Raw genomic sequence first — 18,502 nt, 5'->3', positions numbered from 1 at the left:
GGGGTGGGGTCACCGGACCGCCGCCGCCCGCAGCGCGGCGTGCAACTCCTGGAGCGGCCGGACGGTCATGTCACCCCGGATCCGCGCCTCGATGCCCATCACCGCGGCAGCCGCACCGGGGACCGTGGTGATGCACGGGATGTCCGCGGTCACCGCCGCGCTGCGGATCTCGTACCCGTCGGAACGGGCACTCGCCCCGGAACCCTGCGGAGTGTTGATCACCAGGGCGACGTCCCCGCCCAGGATCAGCGAGACCGCGTCCTCCCCGGCACCCGACTCGTAGTGCTTCCGGATCAGCTCGCAGGCGATGCCGTACCGGCGCAGCACCTCACCGGTCCCGGCGGTGGCGACGATCTCGAAGCCCAGGTCGGCCAGCCGCTTGATCGGGAAGATCATGCCGCGCTTGTCCCGGTTCGCCACCGACACGAAGATCTTGCCGGCGGTGGGCAGCGACCCGTACGCGGCCGACTGCGACTTGGCGAAGGCGTGCCCGAAGGAGACGTCGATGCCCATCACCTCACCGGTGGACTTCATCTCCGGCCCGAGCAGCGAGTCCACCCCGGCCCCGGTGGGGGTACGGAACCGCTTGAACGGCAGCACCGCCTCCTTCACCGCGATCGGCGCCTCGGGCGGCAGCGAGCCGCCGTCCCCGCCCGCCGGCAGCAGCCCCTCGGCCCGCAGCTCCGCGACGGTCGCGCCGAGCGCGATCCGGGCCGCCGCCTTGGCCAGCGGCACCGCCGTGGCCTTGGAGACGAACGGCACGGTACGCGAGGCACGCGGGTTCGCCTCCAGCACGTAGAGCACGTCGTCCTTGAGCGCGTACTGCACGTTCAGCAGACCCCGCACCCCGACCCCCCGGGCGATCGCCTCGGTGTACCGGCGCACCTCGGCCAGGTGCGACCCGGCGAGGGTGATCGGCGGCAGCGCGCAGGAGGAGTCCCCGGAGTGGATACCGGCCTCCTCGATGTGTTCCATCACGCCACCGAGGTACACCTCACCGTCGGCGTCGCAGAGCGCGTCCACGTCGATCTCGATGGCGTCGTCGAGGAACCGGTCGACCAGCACCGGGTGGTCCGGGGAGATGTCGGTGGCCCGACCGATGTACGACCGCAGGGTCGCGTCGTCGTAGACGATCTCCATGCCCCGGCCGCCGAGCACGTACGACGGTCGGACCAGCACCGGGTACCCGATCTCGTCGGCGATCGCCTTCGCCTCGTCGTACGAGGTGGCGGTGCCGTGCGCCGGGGCGCGCAGGCCGGCCCGGCCCAGCACCGCGCCGAACGCGCCCCGGTCCTCGGCCAGGTTGATCGACTCGGGGGAGGTACCGACGATGGGTACCCCGGCGTCCTTCAGCCGTTGGGCCAGTCCGAGCGGGGTCTGCCCGCCGAGCTGCACCACCACCCCGACCACGCCCGGCCCGCCGACCGCCTTCCCCGAGGCGTCCTCGGCGTGTACGACCTCCAGGACGTCCTCGAAGGTCAACGGCTCGAAGTAGAGCCGGTCGGCGGTGTCGTAGTCGGTGGAGACGGTCTCCGGGTTGCAGTTGATCATGACGGTCTCGTACCCGGCCGCCCGCAACGCCATCACCGCGTGCACGCAGGAGTAGTCGAACTCGATGCCCTGCCCGATCCGGTTCGGCCCGGAGCCGAGGATCAGCACCTTCGGCCGGTCCGAGCCGGTCACCTCGGTCTCCTCGTCGTACGACGAGTAGTGGTACGGCGTCTTCGCGGCGAACTCGGCGGCACAGGTGTCCACCGTCTTGTAGACCGGCCGGACCCCGAGCCGGTGCCGCAGGGTACGCACCCCGTCCTCGGCCGCCAGCTCCGGGCGCAGCGCCGCCAACTGGCGGTCCGACAGCCCGGCCCGCTTGGCCCGACGCAGCAGGTCGGCGTCGAGCACGGCCGCCGAGATGATCTCGGAGCGCAGCTCCACCAGGGCGACGATCTGGTCCAGGAACCACGGGTCGATCCCGCCGGAGGCGTCGTGGACCTGACCGATCGTGGCACCCAGCCGCAGCGCCCGCTCGACGGTGTAGAGCCGGCCGTCGTGCGGTACCCGCAGCGCTTCGAGGGTGTTCTCCAGGGTGGCCCCGGCCGGGTCCGGCTGGGTCCAGAACCCGGCGGCCTTGGTCTCCATCGAGCGCATCGCCTTGTTCAGCGCCTCGGTGAAGTTCCGGCCCAGGCTCATCGCCTCGCCCACCGACTTCATCGTGGTGGTCAGCTCCGGGTCCGCGCCGGGGAACTTCTCGAACGCGAACCGGGGGATCTTCACCACCACGTAGTCCAGGGTCGGCTCGAACGCGGCCGGGGTGGCGAGGGTGATGTCGTTGGGGATCTCGTCCAGGGTGTAGCCGATGGCCAACTTCGCGGCGATCTTGGCGATCGGGAAGCCGGTCGCCTTCGACGCCAGGGCCGAGGAGCGGGACACCCGGGGGTTCATCTCGATGACCACCAGCCGGCCGTCGGCCGGGTTGATCGCGAACTGGATGTTGCAGCCACCGGTGTCCACGCCGACCTCGCGCAGCACCGCGATGCCCAGGTCGCGCAGCCGCTGGTACTCCCGGTCGGTGAGGGTCATCGCCGGCGCCACGGTGACGCTGTCGCCGGTGTGCACGCCCATCGGGTCGAGGTTCTCGATCGAGCAGACCACCACGACGTTGTCGTTGCGGTCCCGCATGAGTTCGAGCTCGTACTCCTTCCAGCCGAGCACGCTCTCCTCGATCAGCACCTCGTGCACCGGGCTGGCGGCCAGGCCGCTGCCGGCGATCCGCTCCAGGTCCTCGGTGGTGTGCGCCATCCCGGAACCCAGCCCACCCATGGTGAACGACGGGCGGATCACCACCGGCAGACCCAGCTCGGCGACCGTGGCGTGCACCTCGTCCATCGAGTGGCAGACCCGGGACCGGGGCACCAGGGTCGCCGGGTCGTCGAATCCGGCCCGGACCCCGGCCTTGGCCACGATCTCCTTGAACAGCTGCCGGTCCTCGCCACGCCGGATCGCGTCGATGTTCGCGCCGATCAGCTCGACGCCGTACTTGTCGAGCACGCCCGCCTCGTAGAGGGCGACGGCGGTGTTCAGCGCGGTCTGCCCGCCCAGGGTGGGCAGCAGGGCGTCCGGCCGTTCCTTCGCGATGACCAGCTCGACGAACTCGGGGGTGATCGGCTCGACGTAGGTGGCGTCGGCGAACTCCGGGTCGGTCATGATCGTCGCCGGGTTGGAGTTGACCAGGCTGACCCGCAGTCCCTCGCCGCGCAGCACCCGGCACGCCTGGGTGCCGGAGTAGTCGAACTCGCAGGCCTGGCCGATGACGATCGGCCCGGAGCCGATCACCATGACATGCTTCAGATCGGTCCGCTTAGGCATTCTTACCCTCACTCCGCTCACGGTCGGTGCCGTCAGCGCCCTCGATCAACTCCGCGAAGCGGTCGAACAGGTAGTCCGCGTCGTGCGGGCCGGCTGCCGCCTCCGGGTGGTACTGCACGGTGAACGCGGGCACGTCCAGTGCCCGCAGCCCCTCGACCACGTTGTCGTTGAGGCAGACATGACTGACCTGGACGCCGCCGAAGTCGGTCTGGACGACCTGGTCCGGCACCACCGCACCCGGCTCGGTACCCGGCCAGGCGACCGCGAAGCCGTGGTTGTGGCTGGTCACCTCGACCTTGCCGGTGGCCCGGTCCAGGACCGGCTGGTTGACGCCCCGGTGGCCGTACCCGAGCTTGTAGGTGCCGAAGCCGAGCGCCCGGCCGAGGATCTGACTGCCGAAGCAGATGCCGAACAGCGGGATCCGGCGGCGCAGCACCTCGGTGGCCAGCGCCACCGGGTGCGCGGCGGTGGCCGGGTCACCCGGGCCGGGTGAGAAGAAGACCGCGTCCGCGCCGGTGGCGAGCAGTTCCTCGATGGTCGACGACGCGGGCAGCACGTGCGTGGTCACCCCGCGCGCGGCCAGCCGGCGCGGCACGTTGCGCTTGATGCCCAGGTCCAGGGCGGCCACCGTGTACCGGTGCTCCCCCTCCGCCTCGACCACGTACGGCTTGTCGGTGGTCACCTCGGCGGACAGGTCCGCCCCCACCATCGGCGGGGACTGGCGGACCCGGGCCAGCAGGGCCCGGGGGTCGTCGTCCAGACTGGACACCCCGACCCGCATGGCGCCCCGCTCCCGCAGGTGCCGGGTCAGCGCCCGGGTGTCGACCCCGCTGATCCCGACCACCCCCTCGGCGGCCAGCCGGTCCTCCAGCCCTCCGGAGGACCGCCAGTTCGAGCCGATCCGGGCCGGGTCGCGGACCACGTACCCGGCCACCCAGATCCGACCGGACTCGTCGTCCTCCCCGTTGACCCCGGTGTTGCCGATGTGCGGCGCGGTCTGCACCACCACCTGGCGGTGGTAGGACGGGTCGGTCAGGGTCTCCTGGTAACCGGTCATGCCGGTGTTGAACACGGCCTCGCCGAAGGTCTCCCCGACACTGCCGTACGCCTCGCCGTGGAACGTCCGCCCGTCCTCCAGGACGAGGATCGCGGATCTGCGCCTGCTCACTGAGTCACCTTTCCGTTCGCGGCTGCGGGACTCGCAAGCTCGTTCCTCGCGCTCACCGCGTCACCTTTCCGTTCACGACCGCGGGACTCCGCTGCGCTGCGTTCCTCGCGCCGACCAGTTCAGATCTCCGCCCGCCGAGCACGGGGCTCCACCACACCGAACCCCTCACCGGACCGCCTTGCCGTCCAGGACGGTCGGTTCGCCGCGCAGGAAGGTGGCGACCACCCGGCCGGGCAACGTCATCCCCGCGTACGGGGTGTTGCGACTGCGGCTGGCCAGTTCCGCCGGCTCGACGGTGCGCCGGGCGGTCGGGTCGACCAGGGTCAGGTTCGCCGGGACGCCCGGTGCCGGGTCGACACCGTGCCCGGCGAGTCCGGCGATCCGGGCCGGGCTGCGGGACATCCGCTCGGCGATCAGGTCCCACTGCGGGCCGAGTACGTCGAGCACGATCGACAGCGCGGTCTCCAGTCCCAGCATGCCGGGCCGGGCGTACGCCCACTCGCACTCCTTGTCCTCCACCCCGTGCGGCGCGTGGTCGGTGGCGACGACGTCGATCACGCCCTCGACCAGGGCGGCGCGCAGGGCGGTGACGTCGGCGGCGGTACGCAGCGGCGGGTTGACCTTGAAGACCGGGTCGTAGCTGACCGCCCGCTCGTCGGTCAGCAGCAGGTGGTGCGGGGTCACCTCGGCGGTGACCCGGATCCCCCGGGCCTTGGCCTGGCGCAGCACCTCGACGCTGCCCGCCGTGGAGACGTGGCAGACGTGCAGCCGGCTGCCGACGTGCTCGGTGAGCAGCACGTCCCGGGCGATGATCGCCTCCTCGGCGACCGCCGGCCAGCCGGTCAGCCCGAGCCGGGTGGAGATCTCGCCCTCGTGCATCTGGGCGCCCTCGGTCAGCCGGGGCTCCTCGGCGTGCTGGGCGATGATCCCGTCGAACGCCTTGACGTACTCCAGGGCGCGGCGCATCAGCCGGGGGTCGGCGACGCAGAAGCCGTCGTCGGAGAAGATCCGCACCCCGGCGGCGGAGCTGGCCATCGCACCCAGCTCGGCCAGGTGCTCGCCGGCCAGCCCGACGGTGACCGCCCCGATCGGCTGCACGTCGACCAGCCCGGCCTCCCGGCCGAGCCGCCAGACCTGTTCGACCACACCGGCGGTGTCGGCGACCGGGGAGGTGTTCGCCATCGCGAAGACGGCGGTGTAGCCGCCGAGCGCGGCGGCCCGGGACCCGGACTCGACGGTCTCGGCGTCCTCCCGGCCCGGCTCGCGCAGGTGGGTGTGCAGGTCGACCAGGCCGGGCAGCGCGACCAGGCCGTCCGCGTCGACGGTCACCGCGCCGGCGGCGTCGAGGCCACGGCCGGTCTCGACCACCACACCGTCGCGGACGAGCAGGTCGGTCGGGGCGGCGCCGACGACGCTGGCCCCCTTGATGAGGTACGTGGGCACGGGTTACTTCCCCCCGAGGAGCAGGTAGAGGACGGCCATCCGGACGGAGACCCCGTTGGTGACCTGTTCGACGATCGTGGAGCGGGGCGAGTCGGCGACCTCCGGGGAGATCTCCATGCCCCGGTTCATCGGGCCGGGGTGCATGACGATGGCGTGTTCGGCCAGCCGGCGCATCCGGGGCGCGTCCAGGCCGTAGCGGCGGGCGTACTCGCGGGCCGACGGGAAGTAGGAGTCCCCCATCCGTTCCCGCTGTACCCGCAGCATCATCACCACGTCGGCGTCGGGCAGCACCGCGTCCAGGTCGTAGGAGACCTGGGTACCCGGGGCCAGCGCGGCCGGGATGTCGACCGGGATCAGGGTCGGCGGGCCGACCAGGGTGACCTTCGCCCCGAGGGTGGACAGCAGCAGGACGTTGGACCGGGCGACCCGGCTGTGCAGGACGTCCCCGACGATCGCCACGGAGAGCCCGGCGAGCCGGCCCAGCCGGGACCGCATCGTGTACGCGTCGAGCAGCGCCTGGGTGGGGTGCTCGTGGGTGCCGTCCCCGGCGTTGACCACCGACCCGTCGACCCAGTCGGCCAGTCGGTGCGGGGCGCCGGAGGCGGGGTGGCGGACCACCACCGCGTCGGCTCCCATCGCCTGGAGGGTCAGCGCGGTGTCCTTCAGGCTCTCGCCCTTGGCCACGCTGGAGCCCTTGGCCGAAAAGTTGATCACGTCGGCGGAGAGCCGCTTCGCCGCCGCCTCGAACGAGATGCGGGTCCGGGTGGAGTCCTCGTAGAAGAGGTTGACCACGGTCCGGCCCCGCAGGGCGGGCAGCTTCTTGACCTCCCGGCCCGCCACGGTGGCCATCTCGGCGGCGGTGTCGAGGATCAGGGTGGCGGTGTCCGCGTCGAGGTCGGCGGCGGAGAGCAGGTGCCTGATCACTGGTTGATCCCCCCGAAGAGCCGTACCTCGTCGAGGCCGTCGGTCTCGGCCAGCGTCACCCGGACGTTCTCCGACAGCGCAGTCGGGATGTTCTTGCCCACGTAGTCGGCCCGGATCGGCAGCTGCCGGTGACCCCGGTCGACCAGGACGGCGAGCTGCACCGAACTGGGCCGGCCGAGGTCGCTCAGCGCGTCCAGGGCGGCCCGGATGGTCCGGCCGGAGAAGAGCACGTCGTCGACGAGGACGATCCGCTTGCCGTCGATGCCGCCCGGCGGCACCTGGGTCGGGCCGACCTTGCGGGTCGCGTGCCGGCGGAGGTCGTCGCGGTAGAGCGTGATGTCCAGCACACCCACCGGTACGTCGACCGTTTCGAAGGCGTTGATCCGGTCGGCGAGCCGGCGGGCCAGCGGCGCGCCCCGGGTCGGGATGCCGAGCAGGACGGTGTCCGCGGCGCCCTGGGTCTTCTCCAGGATCTGGTGCGCGATCCGGTCCACCACGCGCTGTACGTCAGCGCTGGTCAGGATCACCTTCACGGACGGTGGCTGGGCCACCTGGTCGGCGGTGCCGGACGGCACCGGTGGTTGGGCGGCCTGCGGGTAGGCCACGGCGGACCTCCTTCCCCGCCTCACGGGACGGGTCGTTAAAGGACGTCGGATGCGATCGGACCGGACCGGTGCCGATCGGGGCTCCCAGCCACGTTACCAGTGGTCAGAGCACCTGCTGCGGCGGGTCACTGATCACCGGGTCAGGTACGGAGGAAAGCGGATAACTTTCCATGTTCTTCCGGACAGGTGGGTCATGAACACTTGACCACGTGTCGCAATCCCCGTACCGTCACGCTCCGTAGCGATACCTGCGAGAACCCCGAGCAGCACTGGGAGTGTCCGAATGCCCTCTGAATACGCCAAGTCGCTGGGCGCCCGCCTGCGTTCCATCCGCCAGCAGCAGGGGCTCTCCCTGCAAGGGGTGGAGGAGAAGTCGAACGGGCGGTGGAAGGCGGTCGTGGTCGGCTCGTACGAGCGCGGCGACCGTGCCGTCACCGTCTCCCGCCTGGCGGAACTGGCCGACTTCTACCGCGTACCCGTCTCGGAGCTGCTGCCCGACGGCAGCGGGGTGCGGCACGAGCCCACCAACAAGATCGTCCTGGACCTGGAGCGGCTGTACGACGACGGTTCCGAGGAGCTGGCCTACGTCGCCCGCTACGCCAAGGCCATCCAGCAGCAGCGGGGTGACTACAACGGTCGGGTGCTCTCCATCCGCGCCGACGACCTGCGGGCGCTCGCGATCGTCTACGACGCCTCCCCCTCGGGCCTGATCGAGCGGCTCACCGAGCACGGCGTGCTGGTCGCCGACCCCCGGGCGTTCTTCGCCTCCTGAGGTCGACCGGCCGCCCACCGGGCGGACCACGCGAAGGGGCCCGCGCCATCCGGCACGGGCCCCTTCGATGTCGTCGCGGTCAGCGGGTGGCGTACTCGGCGATCCGGCCGAGCACCCCGTTGAGGAAGCGCGGGGAGTCGTCGGTCGACATCTGCCGGGCCAACTCGACCGCCTCGGTGATCGCCACCGCGTCGTCGATCTCGTCGACGTAGAGCAGTTCGTAGACGGCGATCCGGGCCAGGTTGCGGTCCACCACCGGCATCCGGTCCAGCGTCCAGCCCTCGGTGTAGCTGGCAATCACCTCGTCGATCCGGGACAGGTGGGCCGCCACCCCCTCGACCAGGCTGACCGTGTAGCCGAGGTGCTCCGGCCGGGGCCGCTCGATGCGGTCCAGGTAACTGGCGAGCACCTCGACCGGGGGCCGGTCCCGCAGGTCGGCCTCGTAGAGGACGTCCAGTGCCCGCTTACGCGCCTTGCGGCGCGCCGGCATCTGCTGCTTGGGACCCTCGGCCATCAGGCTCGGCCGAGGTAACGGCCGTCGCGGGTGTCGACCTTGATCTTCTCACCGGTGGTGATGAAGAGCGGCACCGGAACGGTGGCGCCGGTCTCGACCGTCGCCGGCTTGGTGCCACCGGTCGACCGGTCGCCCTGCAGACCCGGCTCGGTGTACGTGACCTCCAGCACCACGCTGGTCGGCAGCTCGATGTAGAGCGGCACCCCCTCGTGGGTGGCCACGATCGCCTCGGCCTCCGGGAGGAGGTAGTTGGCGGCCTCGCCGACCGTGCCACCGGGCACGGTGATCTGGTCGAACGTCTCCAGGTCCATGAAGACGAAGTCCTCGCCGTCGGCGTAGAGGTACTGCATGGTGCGCTTGTCGACGGTGGCGGTGTCGACCTTGGTCCCCGCGTTGAAGGTCTTGTCGACGACCTTGCCGGAGAGCACGTTCTTCAGCGTGGTGCGCACGAACGCGCCGCCCTTGCCGGGCTTGACGTGCTGGAACTCCACGACGGCCCACAGCTCGCCGTCGAGGTTGAGCACCAGGCCGTTCTTGAGGTCGTTGGTGGTGGCCATTTCCTGCCTTGATCTTCAATTGGCGGACAGACCTGGCAAGTCTACTAGCTCGCCCGATCCCCGCTGTCAGGCGCTGGCGAGGGCCGCGACGTGGTGCAGGGCGAGCCGGTAGCCGTCCACGCCCAGCCCGCAGATCACCCCGGTGGCCACCGCGGAGACCACCGAGTGGTGCCGGAACGACTCCCGGGCGTGGATGTTGGAGATGTGCACCTCGACCAGCGGGGCGCGTAGCATGGCACAGGCGTCCCGGACCGCGTACGAGTAGTGCGACCAGGCACCCGGGTTGAGGACCACCGCCGCCTGCTCGTCGGCGGCGTCGTGCAGCCAGCCGACCAGTTCGTGTTCGGCGTCGGTCTGCCGGACGGTGACGTCCAACCCCAACTCCCGCCCGGTGGACTCGCAGCGCGTCACCAGGTCCGCGTAGCTGGTCACGCCGTACACGTCGACCTGCCGGGTGCCGAGCCGGCCCAGGTTCACCCCGTTGAGGACGTACACCTTCCTCATCGGCCGACCACCTCCTGGTAGGCGGCGTGCAGCAGCGCGTCGTCCGGCCCGTCGAGGATGCCCGGCCGGGCCAGCCCGTCCAGCACCACGAACCGCAGCCGGTCGCCCCGGGTCTTCTTGTCCACCCGCATCGCGGCCAGCAGGTCCGGCCAGGCGTCGGCCCGGTACGAGGTGGGCAGCCCGAGGGCCGCCAGCACGGTACGGTGCCGGGCGGCGGTGGCCGCGTCCAGCCGGCCGGAGAGCCGGCCCAGCGCCCCGGCGTAGACCGTGCCGACGCTCACCGCGTGGCCGTGCCGCCACCGGTACCCCTCGACCTTCTCGATCGCGTGGGCCAGCGTGTGGCCGTAGTTGAGGATCTCCCGCAGCCCGGATTCGCGCAGGTCACCGGAGACCACGTCGGCCTTGACCCGGACCGCCCGTTCGATCAGCTCGCGGACCACCGGTGAGGTGGGGTCGGCCGCCGCCACCGGGTCGGACTCGACCAGGTCGAGGATCACCGGGTCGGCGATGAACCCGCACTTGACCACCTCGGCCAGCCCGGCGGCCAGGTCGACCGGGGGCAGACTGTCCAGGGTCGCCAGGTCGGCCAGCACGCCCGCCGGCGGGTGGAACGCGCCGACCAGGTTCTTGCCGGCGGCGGTGTTGATGCCGGTCTTGCCGCCCACCGCCGCGTCGACCATGCCGAGCAGCGAGGTGGACACCGGCACCCAGCGCACCCCGCGCAGCCAGCAGGCCGCCACGAACCCGGCCAGGTCGGTGACGGCACCGCCGCCCACCCCGACCACCACGTCGGTACGGGTGAAGCCGGCCGCGCCGAGCCGGTCCCAGCAGTGCGCCGCCACGTCGATCTGCTTGCCGGCCTCGGCGTCGGGTACCTCGATCAGCAGCGGCTCGGTGCCGGCCGCGCCGAGCCGCCCGGCGATACCGTCGGCCAGCTCCCGCAGCGGGGGCGCGTGCAGCACGGCGGCCCGGGTCGCCCCGGTCAGCAGTGTGGGCAGGGAGTCGAGCAGGTCACGCCCGACGAGTACGTCGTACGGCCGTTCGCCGCCGACCGGAATCCGGGTCACCTCGTCCATCGGCAGTGAGCCTAGCCCGCATCGCCCGGCCATCCGGGCTCCGTCCCACGTACGACGTCCTCCCGATGTCCCCCCGACCCGCTTTGCTCTGCTTCACTCCCGGCAACACCGTGGACCGGAAACTGTTTCCTCCGCTGAAGCAGAGCAAAGCGGCCGGCCGGGTATGCCCCCGCCGGACGAACAGCGGAAACGACCCGGCCGGAGGAAACACCTGTCGGCGGGTCGACCGATCAGCCCCGGAGCAGGGCGACGATCTCGGCGACCACGTCGTCCGGCTCGCGCCCGTCGGTGACCACCGTCGCGGTGGCCACCTCGGCGTAGAGCGGTCGACGCTGGTCGAGCAGGTACTTCAGGGTGGCCCGTGGGTTGATCGCCAGCAGCGGTCGACCCGCGCCCAGCCCGACCCGCTTCACCGCGTCGGTCAGCTCCACCGACAGGTACACCACGGTGTGGCCGACCAGCGCGGCCCGGTTCTCCTCGGCGAGCACCGCACCGCCGCCGAGGGCGAGCACCCCCGGGTGGGAGGCCAGCGCCGCCGCCACCGCCGCCCGTTCGAGGGTACGGAAGTGCGCCTCGCCCTCGTCCACGAAGATCTCCGGGATGGGTTTGCCCGCCATCGCCTCGATGTCGTGGTCGGTGTCCCGGAAGCCCACCCCCAGCGCCCCGGCGAGCAACTCCCCGACGGTGGTCTTCCCGGAACCCGGGGCACCCACCAGCACGCAGACCGGCTTCGTCATCGGATCACCCGCGCGGTCATCGGATCAGCAGGTTGTCGAGGTAGCCAGCGACGTTGCGGCGGATCTCGGTGACCGAGTCGCCACCGAACTTCTCGGTCACCGCCTCGGCCAGCACCAGCGCCACCATCGCCTCGGCGACCACCGCCGCCGCCGGTACCGCGCAGACGTCCGAACGCTGGTTGATCGCGGTGGCCGGCTCACCGGTGGTCACGTCGACCGTGCCCAGCGCCCGGTTCAGCGAGGAGATCGGCTTCATCGCGGCGCGTACCCGCAGCGGTTCCCCCGTGGTGATGCCCCCCTCCAGGCCGCCGGCCCGGTCGGTGAGCCGCCGGACGCCCTCCGGGGTGGGCGCGATCTCGTCGTGCGCGACCGAACCCCGGGACCGGGCCTGGTACCAGCCGTCGCCGATCTCCACACCCTTGATCGCCTGGATCGACATCAGTGCGGTGGCCAGCCGGGCGTCCAGCTTGCGGTCCCACTGCACGTGGCTGCCCAGCCCCGGGGGCAGACCGTAGGCGAGCACCTCGACCACTCCCCCGAGGGTGTCCGCGTCCTTCTTCGCCGCGTCGACCTCGGCGACCATCCGGGCACTGGCCTCGGCGTCCAGGCAGCGCATCGGGTCGGCGTCGATCCGCACCGCGTCGGCGGGCTGCGGACGCAGCCCCGGCTGCGCGGCCACCGGGCCCAGCTCCACCACGTGCGAGACGATCTCGATGCCGGTGGTCTGCCGGATCAGCGCCTTGGCCACCGTGCCCACGGCCACCCGGGCGGCGGTCTCCCGCGCGCTGGCCCGCTCCAGGATCGGCCGGGCGTCGGGGTGGCCGTACTTCTGCATGCCGGCCAGGTCGGCGTGGCCCGGCCGGGGCCGGGTCAGCGGCGCGTTGCGGGCCTGCCGGGCCAACTCCTCCGGGTCCACCGGGTCGGCGGCCATCACGGTCTGCCACTTCGGCCACTCCGAGTTGCCGACCCGGATCGCCACCGGGCTGCCCAGGGTGCGCCCGTGCCGCAGGCCGCCGATGACCTCGACCTCGTCCCGCTCGAACGCCATCCGGGCGCCCCGGCCGTAGCCGAGCCGGCGGCGGGCCAGTTCGAGGACGATCTCCTCGCTGGTCACCTCGACTCCGGCCGGCACTCCGTCCAGGAGTGCGACAAGGGCGGGACCATGGGATTCACCTGCAGTCAGCCAGCGCAACACAGCGGTCAGTTTGTCATGACCACCCGTGCCGGCCGCGCGGTGCCCGTACCGTCCTAGCCAGCGGACAGGGCGCCACGTGCGCGAACCTCTATGATCAGCTCGGCGCGCCGGGAAGTCTGGTCGGCAGAGGCTTTGTCGACCCCTGATCCCGGGAGTTCCGGTGCTGCTCTTCGCATTCGCGGCGGTCCTGCTGCTGGCCGTGCTCGTGTCCAGCCTCGCGCACCGCACCATCCTCTCCACCGCGGTGCTGTTCCTGGTCGCCGGTTTTCTGCTCGGCCCGGAGACCACCGGGGTGCTGGACATCACCGCCGACTCGCCGATCGTGGCAACCCTGGCCGAGTTGGCCCTGTTCACCGTGCTCTTCACCGACGGCATGCGGCTGGGCTGGGCGGACCTGCGGTCGGCCTGGCGGCTGCCCGGCCGGGCGCTGGGCTGGGGTCTGCCGCTGACCCTGGTGATCACCGCCCTGCTGGCGCACTACCTGGTCGGGCTGGACTGGCCGGAGGCCCTGCTGATCGGCGCCGTCCTCGCCCCCACCGACCCGGTCTTCGCCTCGGCGCTGGTCGGCAACGAGCGGGTACCCGGCCGGCTGCGGCACCTGCTCAACGTCGAGTCCGGCATCAACGACGGGTTGGCCCTGCCGTTCGTGATCCTCTTCCTGGCCGTCGCCGCCGGCTCCGACGACCTGCACCTGACCGAGCTGGGTACCGAACTGCTGCTCGGCGTGGTGATCGGGGTGGCCGTACCGTGGCTGGCGCTGCGGTTGGAGAAGCTGCGCTTCTTCTCGGCCTCGACGCAGTACGAGCCGCTCAACGCGCTGGCGATCGGGTTGCTGGTGCTGGCCCTGGGCACGGTCACCCACGCCAACCTGTTCCTCGCCGCGTTCGCCGCCGGCATCACCGTGGCCACCTTCGGTGAGCGGCAGCGGGAGGCGTTCGCGCACTTCGGCGAGCTGATCGCCGAGCTGTTCAAGCTGGCCGCGCTGCTGGTCTTCGGCGCGCTCATCTCGATCGGGTTCCTCGGCGAGATCTCCTGGCCGGGCTGGGTCTTCGCGGTACTGGCCATCGTGGTGGCCCGACCGTTGGCGTTGGCCGTGTCGTTCCTCGGTGCGCACCTGAGCCGGGCCGAGCAGTTCGCCGCCATGTGGTTCGGCCCGAAGGGCTTCGCCTCGGTGGTCTACGGCCTGCTGGTGCTCCAGGCCGGCATCCCGGCGGGCGACGAGATCTTCCACCTGGTCGCGTTGACCATCGTGCTGTCGATCGTCGCGCACTCGTCGACCGATGTCGTGGTGGCCCGGATCTTCGACCCGGCGACCACGCCCGCCTGGTACGAGAAGCTGCGCCAGGCGTCGCACGACCGCCGTGCCCGCCGGACCCCGGACCGGAACCAGCACCGTCGACCGTGACCGGCAGCCGTGCTCACACCTGCCAACGGCCGGCGAGGGCGAGCGGCGGCCTGCCGGTGTACGCCCAGGTCTCCAGGGCCGCCCGGTCGACCAGCAGGATGTCGAGCTGCCGGGCCAGCAGCGCCCCGTCCCCGTCGGTGAACGACCCGTTGGTCACCAGCAGGCAGATGTCGCCGCCGTGGACGTTGTGACAGGTGCCGGCGAACCGCTGGATCTCCGCGCTGCCGACCCGGTTGCCGGGGCTGCGCCGCTTGCACTGCACCACGACCCGGCGCCCGTCCGGCGCGGTGCCGACGATGTCCGCGCCCCGGTCGCCGGCCCCGCCGCAGACCGTCACGCCGGTGCAGCCGGACGCCGTCAGCAGCCGGCCGAACCAGTGCTCGAACTCGATGCCGGTTATCGCGTCGGTGCCGCCGATCAGGCGGTCCCGGGCAGCCTGCTCGGCGGCCCGGCCGGCCTGCTCACGACGGACGAACCGGACCGCCGCCACGGCACCGGCCAGCAGGACCAGGCCGATGAGCGCCGACCAGAGCGGATGCCGCTGGACGAACTCGACGACCGCGCAGACCGCGACCACCGTCAGCAGCGCAGCAAGGGCGGCGGGTCTGGCCGACCGGCCCCGGCCGGGCAAGCCGACCGAGATTCCCGGGTCGGGGCGGGCGCGGGTCCTCGCGCTGACCCGGATGACACCACCGCAGTTCACCTGGTCGACTCACTGGTCGAGCTGGGAGATGGCCGCGTACCTGGCCAGGCACGAGAACATTCCGGGTGTCGCACAACTTCATCGCCGACCTGTGGCGTACCCACGGTCTGCGGCCGCACCGGTCCGGCACCTTCAAACTGTCCCGCGATCCGGCGTTCACCGACAAGGTCGTCAACGTCGTCGGCCTGTACCTGAACCCACCCGACGGGGCGGTCGTGCTCTGCGTCGATGAGAAGACGCAGATCCAGGCCCTCGACCGGACCCAGGCTGCTGCCGATTGACTTCGACCGCAGCGAGAAACGCACCCACGACTACGTCCGGCACGGCATCACGAACCTGTTCGCCGCCCTGGACACCGCCACCGGACACGTCGCCACCCGCTGCTTCCCGAAACGACGCAGCAGCGAGTTCCTGACCTTCATGAAGACCGTCGCCGCTGCCTACCCGAACCGTGAGCTGCACGTGGTCGTGGACAACCTGTCCACCCACACCACCGACGAGGTGAAAGCCTGGCTCAACGCCAACCCCAGGATCGTCTTCCAAGTAAACGACCTCAATTACGCGACACTAGGCGCCGGCTGCGCACCCAAGGCTTGACGAAGGAGTTGTTTATAGACCCCCACTCAGTGTTGCACGGCTCGCTGGAGTCGGTCCCACGTCAGGCAGCGGGTTCCACCGACCAACCGTCAACTCCTCCGTCCGGGTCGCTGTCCCGTCCGCACCGAGCATAGATTGCAGGAGTGAGCACAGTTGGGTACGCGACCGTACCCCCAACTTGCGGTAGACACGGGTCAGCGTCCCCTCGACCGTTTTGGTGCTGATGAACATCTGCGACGCCACTTCCCTGTTGGTGGCTCCCGTGCCTACCAGCACGGCGATCTGTTCCTCGGTGGCTGTCAGCGCCATGAACGGCCGTTGGCTTTTCGCGGTTGAGCCGTCGATACGCCGTGCGCTGCGGCTAAGGGTCTCGCAGCGGGCCAATGCACGCGCCGCCTGCTCAGCCCAGGGGTGCGCCTCGCACCCGGCGAACAGTTCCAAGGCCAGCGAGGCCGTCCGCCGCGCCGCAGCAAAGCGTCGCTGTCTGCGTTCGATGTGACTGCGCTCCAGCAGGCAGTGTCCCTCCTCCAGTGGCTGTCCAAGTTCGGCGAGCCGCCGCTGCGCCGCGTCCAGCAATGCGAGCGCGCCGTTCGGGTCGCCCCGGCCCGTGGCCACCACGGCCTCAGCACGTGCCAGCTGGGCAGCAACCGCCCCGCCGGATCCGTCCGGAACCTCCCTCTTCATGGCCGCCCGGGCCTCGGCAATGACGTTTTCGGCTTCCTCTGGTCGACCGAGGCTGGCCAGCCCCAACGCCAGGTCGCCGTGCCAGCGTAGGACGAACGGGGCAGACAGCCCTCTGCCGCGCTCTCCGCTGCGTACGCGTTGTAGCACTTGGACGCCGCGCCCGGTCCGTCCTGAACGGATCAGTGCCTGTCCGAGCGCGTGCAGGGAACGTTCCAGATAGATGGTGTCGTGCTCCTGCTTCGAGGCACGGATGCCGCGCTCGGCAAGGGCAGCAGCGCGAGCGAGGCTGCCGCCTGCAAGTTCAGCCACCGCCCGGGTGTACCAGGTGGGACCGGGGCTCGTGCCACACTCTCGCGCAACACGCATCGCGCGGTGGGCATAGTCGAGCGCGTCACGGCAGCAGCCCATCCTGGCCGCTACTTCCGAAAGGCTGCGCAGCACCACCACCAGTTCGTCTCCCTTGCCTCGCTCGACGTGGCTGAGCATCCGCAGCAGATCGGTGCGGGCCTCGACGAGCCGGTCGTCGAAGAACGCGAACCGCGCGGCGTGGAAGCGCGGCGCCATGTGCAGCAACCCGGGCGGCGGGGTCCCGGGCAGGGCCAATGCGGCGGCCAATGCCTTCTCGGCCTCAGCAGGTCGGGCAGTGACCCTGGCAGCGAGGGCCTGCATCGTCAGGGCCATGGCCTCGGTGGCCGGGTCCTGAGCGACCCGGGCGAGAGTGGCAGCGGCGATCGCCTCGCTACGGAAGAGTTCGGAATCTCCGCAGACCATCCGCGCCCACGAGAGGCGCAATCGCACTTGGGCCATGAGCGCCGGGTCGCCTTCGGCATCTTCCAGCGCACACGCCAGTACCTCCTCCATCGCGGCGAGGGCCTGGCTGGCCAGGTCCACCAGCGCCAGGCGGACCCGTACCCGATGGGCCCGGGGCGCGTCAGCGGACAGCACCGCCTCTGCCGACCGGTACACCGGGTCCGGCAGCGAGCCGGCCGCCCCCACCTCGGCAGCGGTGGCAAGCCACTCGAACCGTTCCGTGCTGGCCTCGACAGGCGTACGGTCGGCGGCTAGTAGGTAGAGTTCGGCAGCCAGCGCGCGCGCTCCGCTCCGTAGGGCGGCTTCCGCAGCGGCGGCCAGGCCACGGGACGGGCGTGCTTCGGAGTCGGTCGAGGCCAGCGTCCGGTGTCTGATCCGGCTGGCGGCGTCGGTGACGGCGGCAAGCACGCGATGGGCCTCGGTCCGTTCGGCGGCGCTTGCAGACTGGGCGACGACGCTGGCGACGGCGGGTGGGGTGAAGTGGATCTCGTGGTCGTTGCACACGAGCAGTCCAGCCGCGACGGCAGTCGTGATCTCGTCGTCCGCGCAGTCGTGGCCGGCGCGGCGCAGCAAATCAGCGGTCGGGCGCACGGCTAGGGCAGCGGTCAGCAGCGTGCGCCGGACCTCCTTGGGCAGAGCCCGCAGCCGTTCGGCGATCACCGTGCGAAGCGGACGGGGAAGCTGCACGGGACGGATGTCGCCCGACGACCGATCGGTCAACGCACCGGCGAGCGCCAGTGCCAGAAACGGGTTGCCGCCGGAGTCGGTGTGCACCTTGGTGGCGAGGCGGGCGGGCAGCCCATACGGCGTGAGAAGCTCTGTCAGCTCTCCAACGGAGAGGGCGGGTACGGGTATCTCCTCGGCGGCCGGCGGAAACCTCGACTCCGGGGTACCGACGGCGACAGCGGCGAGCACGGGGCTGGCCAGGCGGCGTAGGGCATAGCCGATGACGTCGGTGGAGGCGGCGTCGATCCAGTGGGCGTCGTCGAACAATAGGAGGGCCGGCCCATCGGCGGCGTACCGTTCGAAGATCGCGCAGAGGGCAATGCGTCCGGCCCGTAGTTCGGAATCGCGGGCGGTACCGCCGTGCGCCCGCAGCTGGATCGCGTCCACGGCTGCGCGTTGCGTGTCGGGCAGTTGATGGACCAGGGTTTCGGGCACGGCTCGGAGCAGATCTGCCAGGGCGGCGCAGGGCATCCAGCGGTCGCTTTCGGAGGCGGTGAGGTGCAAGACGCGTTCGCCGCGTTCACGGGCGGTGGCCGCGAGAGCCCCGAGCAGTGCACTCTTGCCTATGCCATTGGGACCGGTGAGCAGAACTCGGCGTCCGGCAGCCGTACGCGCCGCGATGTAGTCAAGGAGTTCCGCCCTGCCGACGAGCGGGGGCTCAGTGTGGGTGGGCCGGTCCGACGGTACGGCGTCGTGCTCGCTCATGTCTGCTCCCGTTC

At 71.2% G+C, this 18,502-nt stretch carries 17 protein-coding genes; 4 read left to right on the top strand and 13 right to left on the bottom strand.

Features of this window, described 5'->3' with window-relative positions:
- Positions 1 to 9: 9 nt before the first annotated feature.
- The 5 genes from carB to pyrR form a co-directional block, all read right to left on the bottom strand.
- Complete coding sequence (carB, locus tag GSF22_RS15710) at positions 10 to 3,363, bottom strand: carbamoyl-phosphate synthase large subunit (RefSeq protein WP_208814326.1); 3,354 nt, start codon at positions 3,361 to 3,363, stop codon at positions 10 to 12.
- Positions 3,356 to 4,531, bottom strand: a complete 1,176-nt coding sequence (gene carA, locus GSF22_RS15705) for a glutamine-hydrolyzing carbamoyl-phosphate synthase small subunit (protein WP_208814325.1) — start codon at positions 4,529 to 4,531, stop codon at positions 3,356 to 3,358. Before carA ends, carB begins: the two co-directional genes overlap by 8 nt.
- 165 nt (positions 4,532 to 4,696) lie before the next feature.
- Positions 4,697 to 5,974, bottom strand: a complete 1,278-nt coding sequence (locus GSF22_RS15700) for a dihydroorotase (RefSeq protein ID WP_208814324.1) — start codon at positions 5,972 to 5,974, stop codon at positions 4,697 to 4,699.
- A gap of 3 nt (positions 5,975 to 5,977) precedes the next feature.
- Positions 5,978 to 6,898: an aspartate carbamoyltransferase catalytic subunit gene (locus GSF22_RS15695; RefSeq protein WP_208814323.1), complete on the bottom strand. Its 921-nt coding sequence runs from the start codon at positions 6,896 to 6,898 to the stop codon at positions 5,978 to 5,980.
- Complete coding sequence (gene pyrR, locus GSF22_RS15690; RefSeq protein WP_208814322.1) at positions 6,895 to 7,503, bottom strand: bifunctional pyr operon transcriptional regulator/uracil phosphoribosyltransferase PyrR; 609 nt, start codon at positions 7,501 to 7,503, stop codon at positions 6,895 to 6,897. Before pyrR ends, GSF22_RS15695 begins: the two co-directional genes overlap by 4 nt.
- A gap of 283 nt (positions 7,504 to 7,786) precedes the next feature.
- On the opposite strand from pyrR, the gene bldD reads away from it, so the two are divergent.
- Positions 7,787 to 8,275 (top strand): transcriptional regulator BldD, encoded by a 489-nt coding sequence (gene bldD / locus GSF22_RS15685; protein WP_208814321.1) that lies wholly within the window; start codon positions 7,787 to 7,789, stop codon positions 8,273 to 8,275.
- 79 nt (positions 8,276 to 8,354) lie between these two features.
- Here the strand turns inward: bldD and nusB are convergent, their stop codons facing one another.
- The 6 genes from nusB to aroC form a co-directional block, all read right to left on the bottom strand.
- On the bottom strand, positions 8,355 to 8,765 hold the full coding sequence (gene nusB / locus GSF22_RS15680) for a transcription antitermination factor NusB (protein WP_208814327.1): 411 nt from the start codon (positions 8,763 to 8,765) through the stop codon (positions 8,355 to 8,357).
- Between the two features lie 23 nt (positions 8,766 to 8,788).
- Positions 8,789 to 9,346 carry an elongation factor P gene (gene efp, locus GSF22_RS15675; protein ID WP_208814320.1) on the bottom strand — a complete coding sequence of 186 codons (558 nt, stop codon included), beginning with the start codon at positions 9,344 to 9,346 and terminating at the stop codon, positions 8,789 to 8,791.
- Between the two features lie 66 nt (positions 9,347 to 9,412).
- Complete coding sequence (gene aroQ, locus GSF22_RS15670; protein ID WP_208814319.1) at positions 9,413 to 9,850, bottom strand: type II 3-dehydroquinate dehydratase; 438 nt, start codon at positions 9,848 to 9,850, stop codon at positions 9,413 to 9,415.
- Positions 9,847 to 10,926: a 3-dehydroquinate synthase gene (aroB, locus tag GSF22_RS15665; protein WP_208814318.1), complete on the bottom strand. Its 1,080-nt coding sequence runs from the start codon at positions 10,924 to 10,926 to the stop codon at positions 9,847 to 9,849. Before aroB ends, aroQ begins: the two co-directional genes overlap by 4 nt.
- A 230-nt stretch (positions 10,927 to 11,156) precedes the next feature.
- The gene (locus tag GSF22_RS15660) at positions 11,157 to 11,663 is read right to left on the bottom strand and encodes a shikimate kinase (RefSeq protein ID WP_208814317.1); all 507 of its coding nucleotides are present in this window, start codon (positions 11,661 to 11,663) and stop codon (positions 11,157 to 11,159) included.
- Positions 11,664 to 11,679: 16 nt separating this feature from the next.
- Positions 11,680 to 12,858, bottom strand: a complete 1,179-nt coding sequence (gene aroC / locus GSF22_RS15655; RefSeq protein WP_208814316.1) for a chorismate synthase — start codon at positions 12,856 to 12,858, stop codon at positions 11,680 to 11,682.
- Positions 12,859 to 13,018: 160 nt separating this feature from the next.
- Between aroC and GSF22_RS15650 the strand changes: the two genes are divergently transcribed.
- Entirely contained in the window at positions 13,019 to 14,263 is a 1,245-nt protein-coding gene (locus tag GSF22_RS15650) for a cation:proton antiporter (RefSeq protein ID WP_208814315.1), read from the top strand.
- Positions 14,264 to 14,276: 13 nt separating this feature from the next.
- Here GSF22_RS15650 and GSF22_RS15645 read toward each other — a convergent pair whose 3' ends face one another.
- Positions 14,277 to 14,966 (bottom strand): restriction endonuclease, encoded by a 690-nt coding sequence (locus tag GSF22_RS15645; RefSeq protein WP_307804022.1) that lies wholly within the window; start codon positions 14,964 to 14,966, stop codon positions 14,277 to 14,279.
- On the opposite strand from GSF22_RS15645, the gene GSF22_RS35985 reads away from it, so the two are divergent.
- Complete coding sequence (locus GSF22_RS35985) at positions 14,869 to 15,198, top strand: hypothetical protein (RefSeq protein WP_368856901.1); 330 nt, start codon at positions 14,869 to 14,871, stop codon at positions 15,196 to 15,198. The two genes, GSF22_RS15645 and GSF22_RS35985, sit on opposite strands and share 98 nt — an antisense overlap.
- Positions 15,195 to 15,563 (top strand): transposase, encoded by a 369-nt coding sequence (locus tag GSF22_RS34775; RefSeq protein ID WP_244367480.1) that lies wholly within the window; start codon positions 15,195 to 15,197, stop codon positions 15,561 to 15,563. Before GSF22_RS35985 ends, GSF22_RS34775 begins: the two co-directional genes overlap by 4 nt.
- Positions 15,564 to 15,575: 12 nt before the next feature.
- Here the strand turns inward: GSF22_RS34775 and GSF22_RS15635 are convergent, their stop codons facing one another.
- On the bottom strand, positions 15,576 to 18,488 hold the full coding sequence (locus GSF22_RS15635) for a helix-turn-helix transcriptional regulator (RefSeq protein ID WP_208814313.1): 2,913 nt from the start codon (positions 18,486 to 18,488) through the stop codon (positions 15,576 to 15,578).
- Positions 18,489 to 18,502: the final 14 nt, after the last annotated feature.

The organism is Micromonospora echinofusca, assembly GCF_017614955.1.
Lineage (GTDB): Bacteria > Actinomycetota > Actinomycetes > Mycobacteriales > Micromonosporaceae > Micromonospora > Micromonospora echinofusca_A.
This window is presented reverse-complemented; position numbering and strand designations above follow the sequence as displayed.

Bases quoted from the DNA above. Each gene is read 5' to 3' on its own strand.
- carB (WP_208814326.1), bottom strand. From the start codon at position 3,363: ATGCCTAAGCGGACCGATCTGAAGCATGTCATGGTGATCGGCTCCGGG.
- bldD (WP_208814321.1), top strand. From the start codon at position 7,787: ATGCCCTCTGAATACGCCAAGTCGCTGGGCGCCCGCCTGCGTTCCATC.
- nusB (WP_208814327.1), bottom strand. From the start codon at position 8,765: ATGCCGGCGCGCCGCAAGGCGCGTAAGCGGGCACTGGACGTCCTCTAC.
- efp (WP_208814320.1), bottom strand. From the start codon at position 9,346: ATGGCCACCACCAACGACCTCAAGAACGGCCTGGTGCTCAACCTCGAC.
- aroQ (WP_208814319.1), bottom strand. From the start codon at position 9,850: ATGAGGAAGGTGTACGTCCTCAACGGGGTGAACCTGGGCCGGCTCGGC.
- aroB (WP_208814318.1), bottom strand. From the start codon at position 10,926: ATGGACGAGGTGACCCGGATTCCGGTCGGCGGCGAACGGCCGTACGAC.
- GSF22_RS15660 (WP_208814317.1), bottom strand. From the start codon at position 11,663: ATGACGAAGCCGGTCTGCGTGCTGGTGGGTGCCCCGGGTTCCGGGAAG.
- GSF22_RS34775 (WP_244367480.1), top strand. From the start codon at position 15,195: ATGAGAAGACGCAGATCCAGGCCCTCGACCGGACCCAGGCTGCTGCCG.
- GSF22_RS15635 (WP_208814313.1), bottom strand. From the start codon at position 18,488: ATGAGCGAGCACGACGCCGTACCGTCGGACCGGCCCACCCACACTGAG.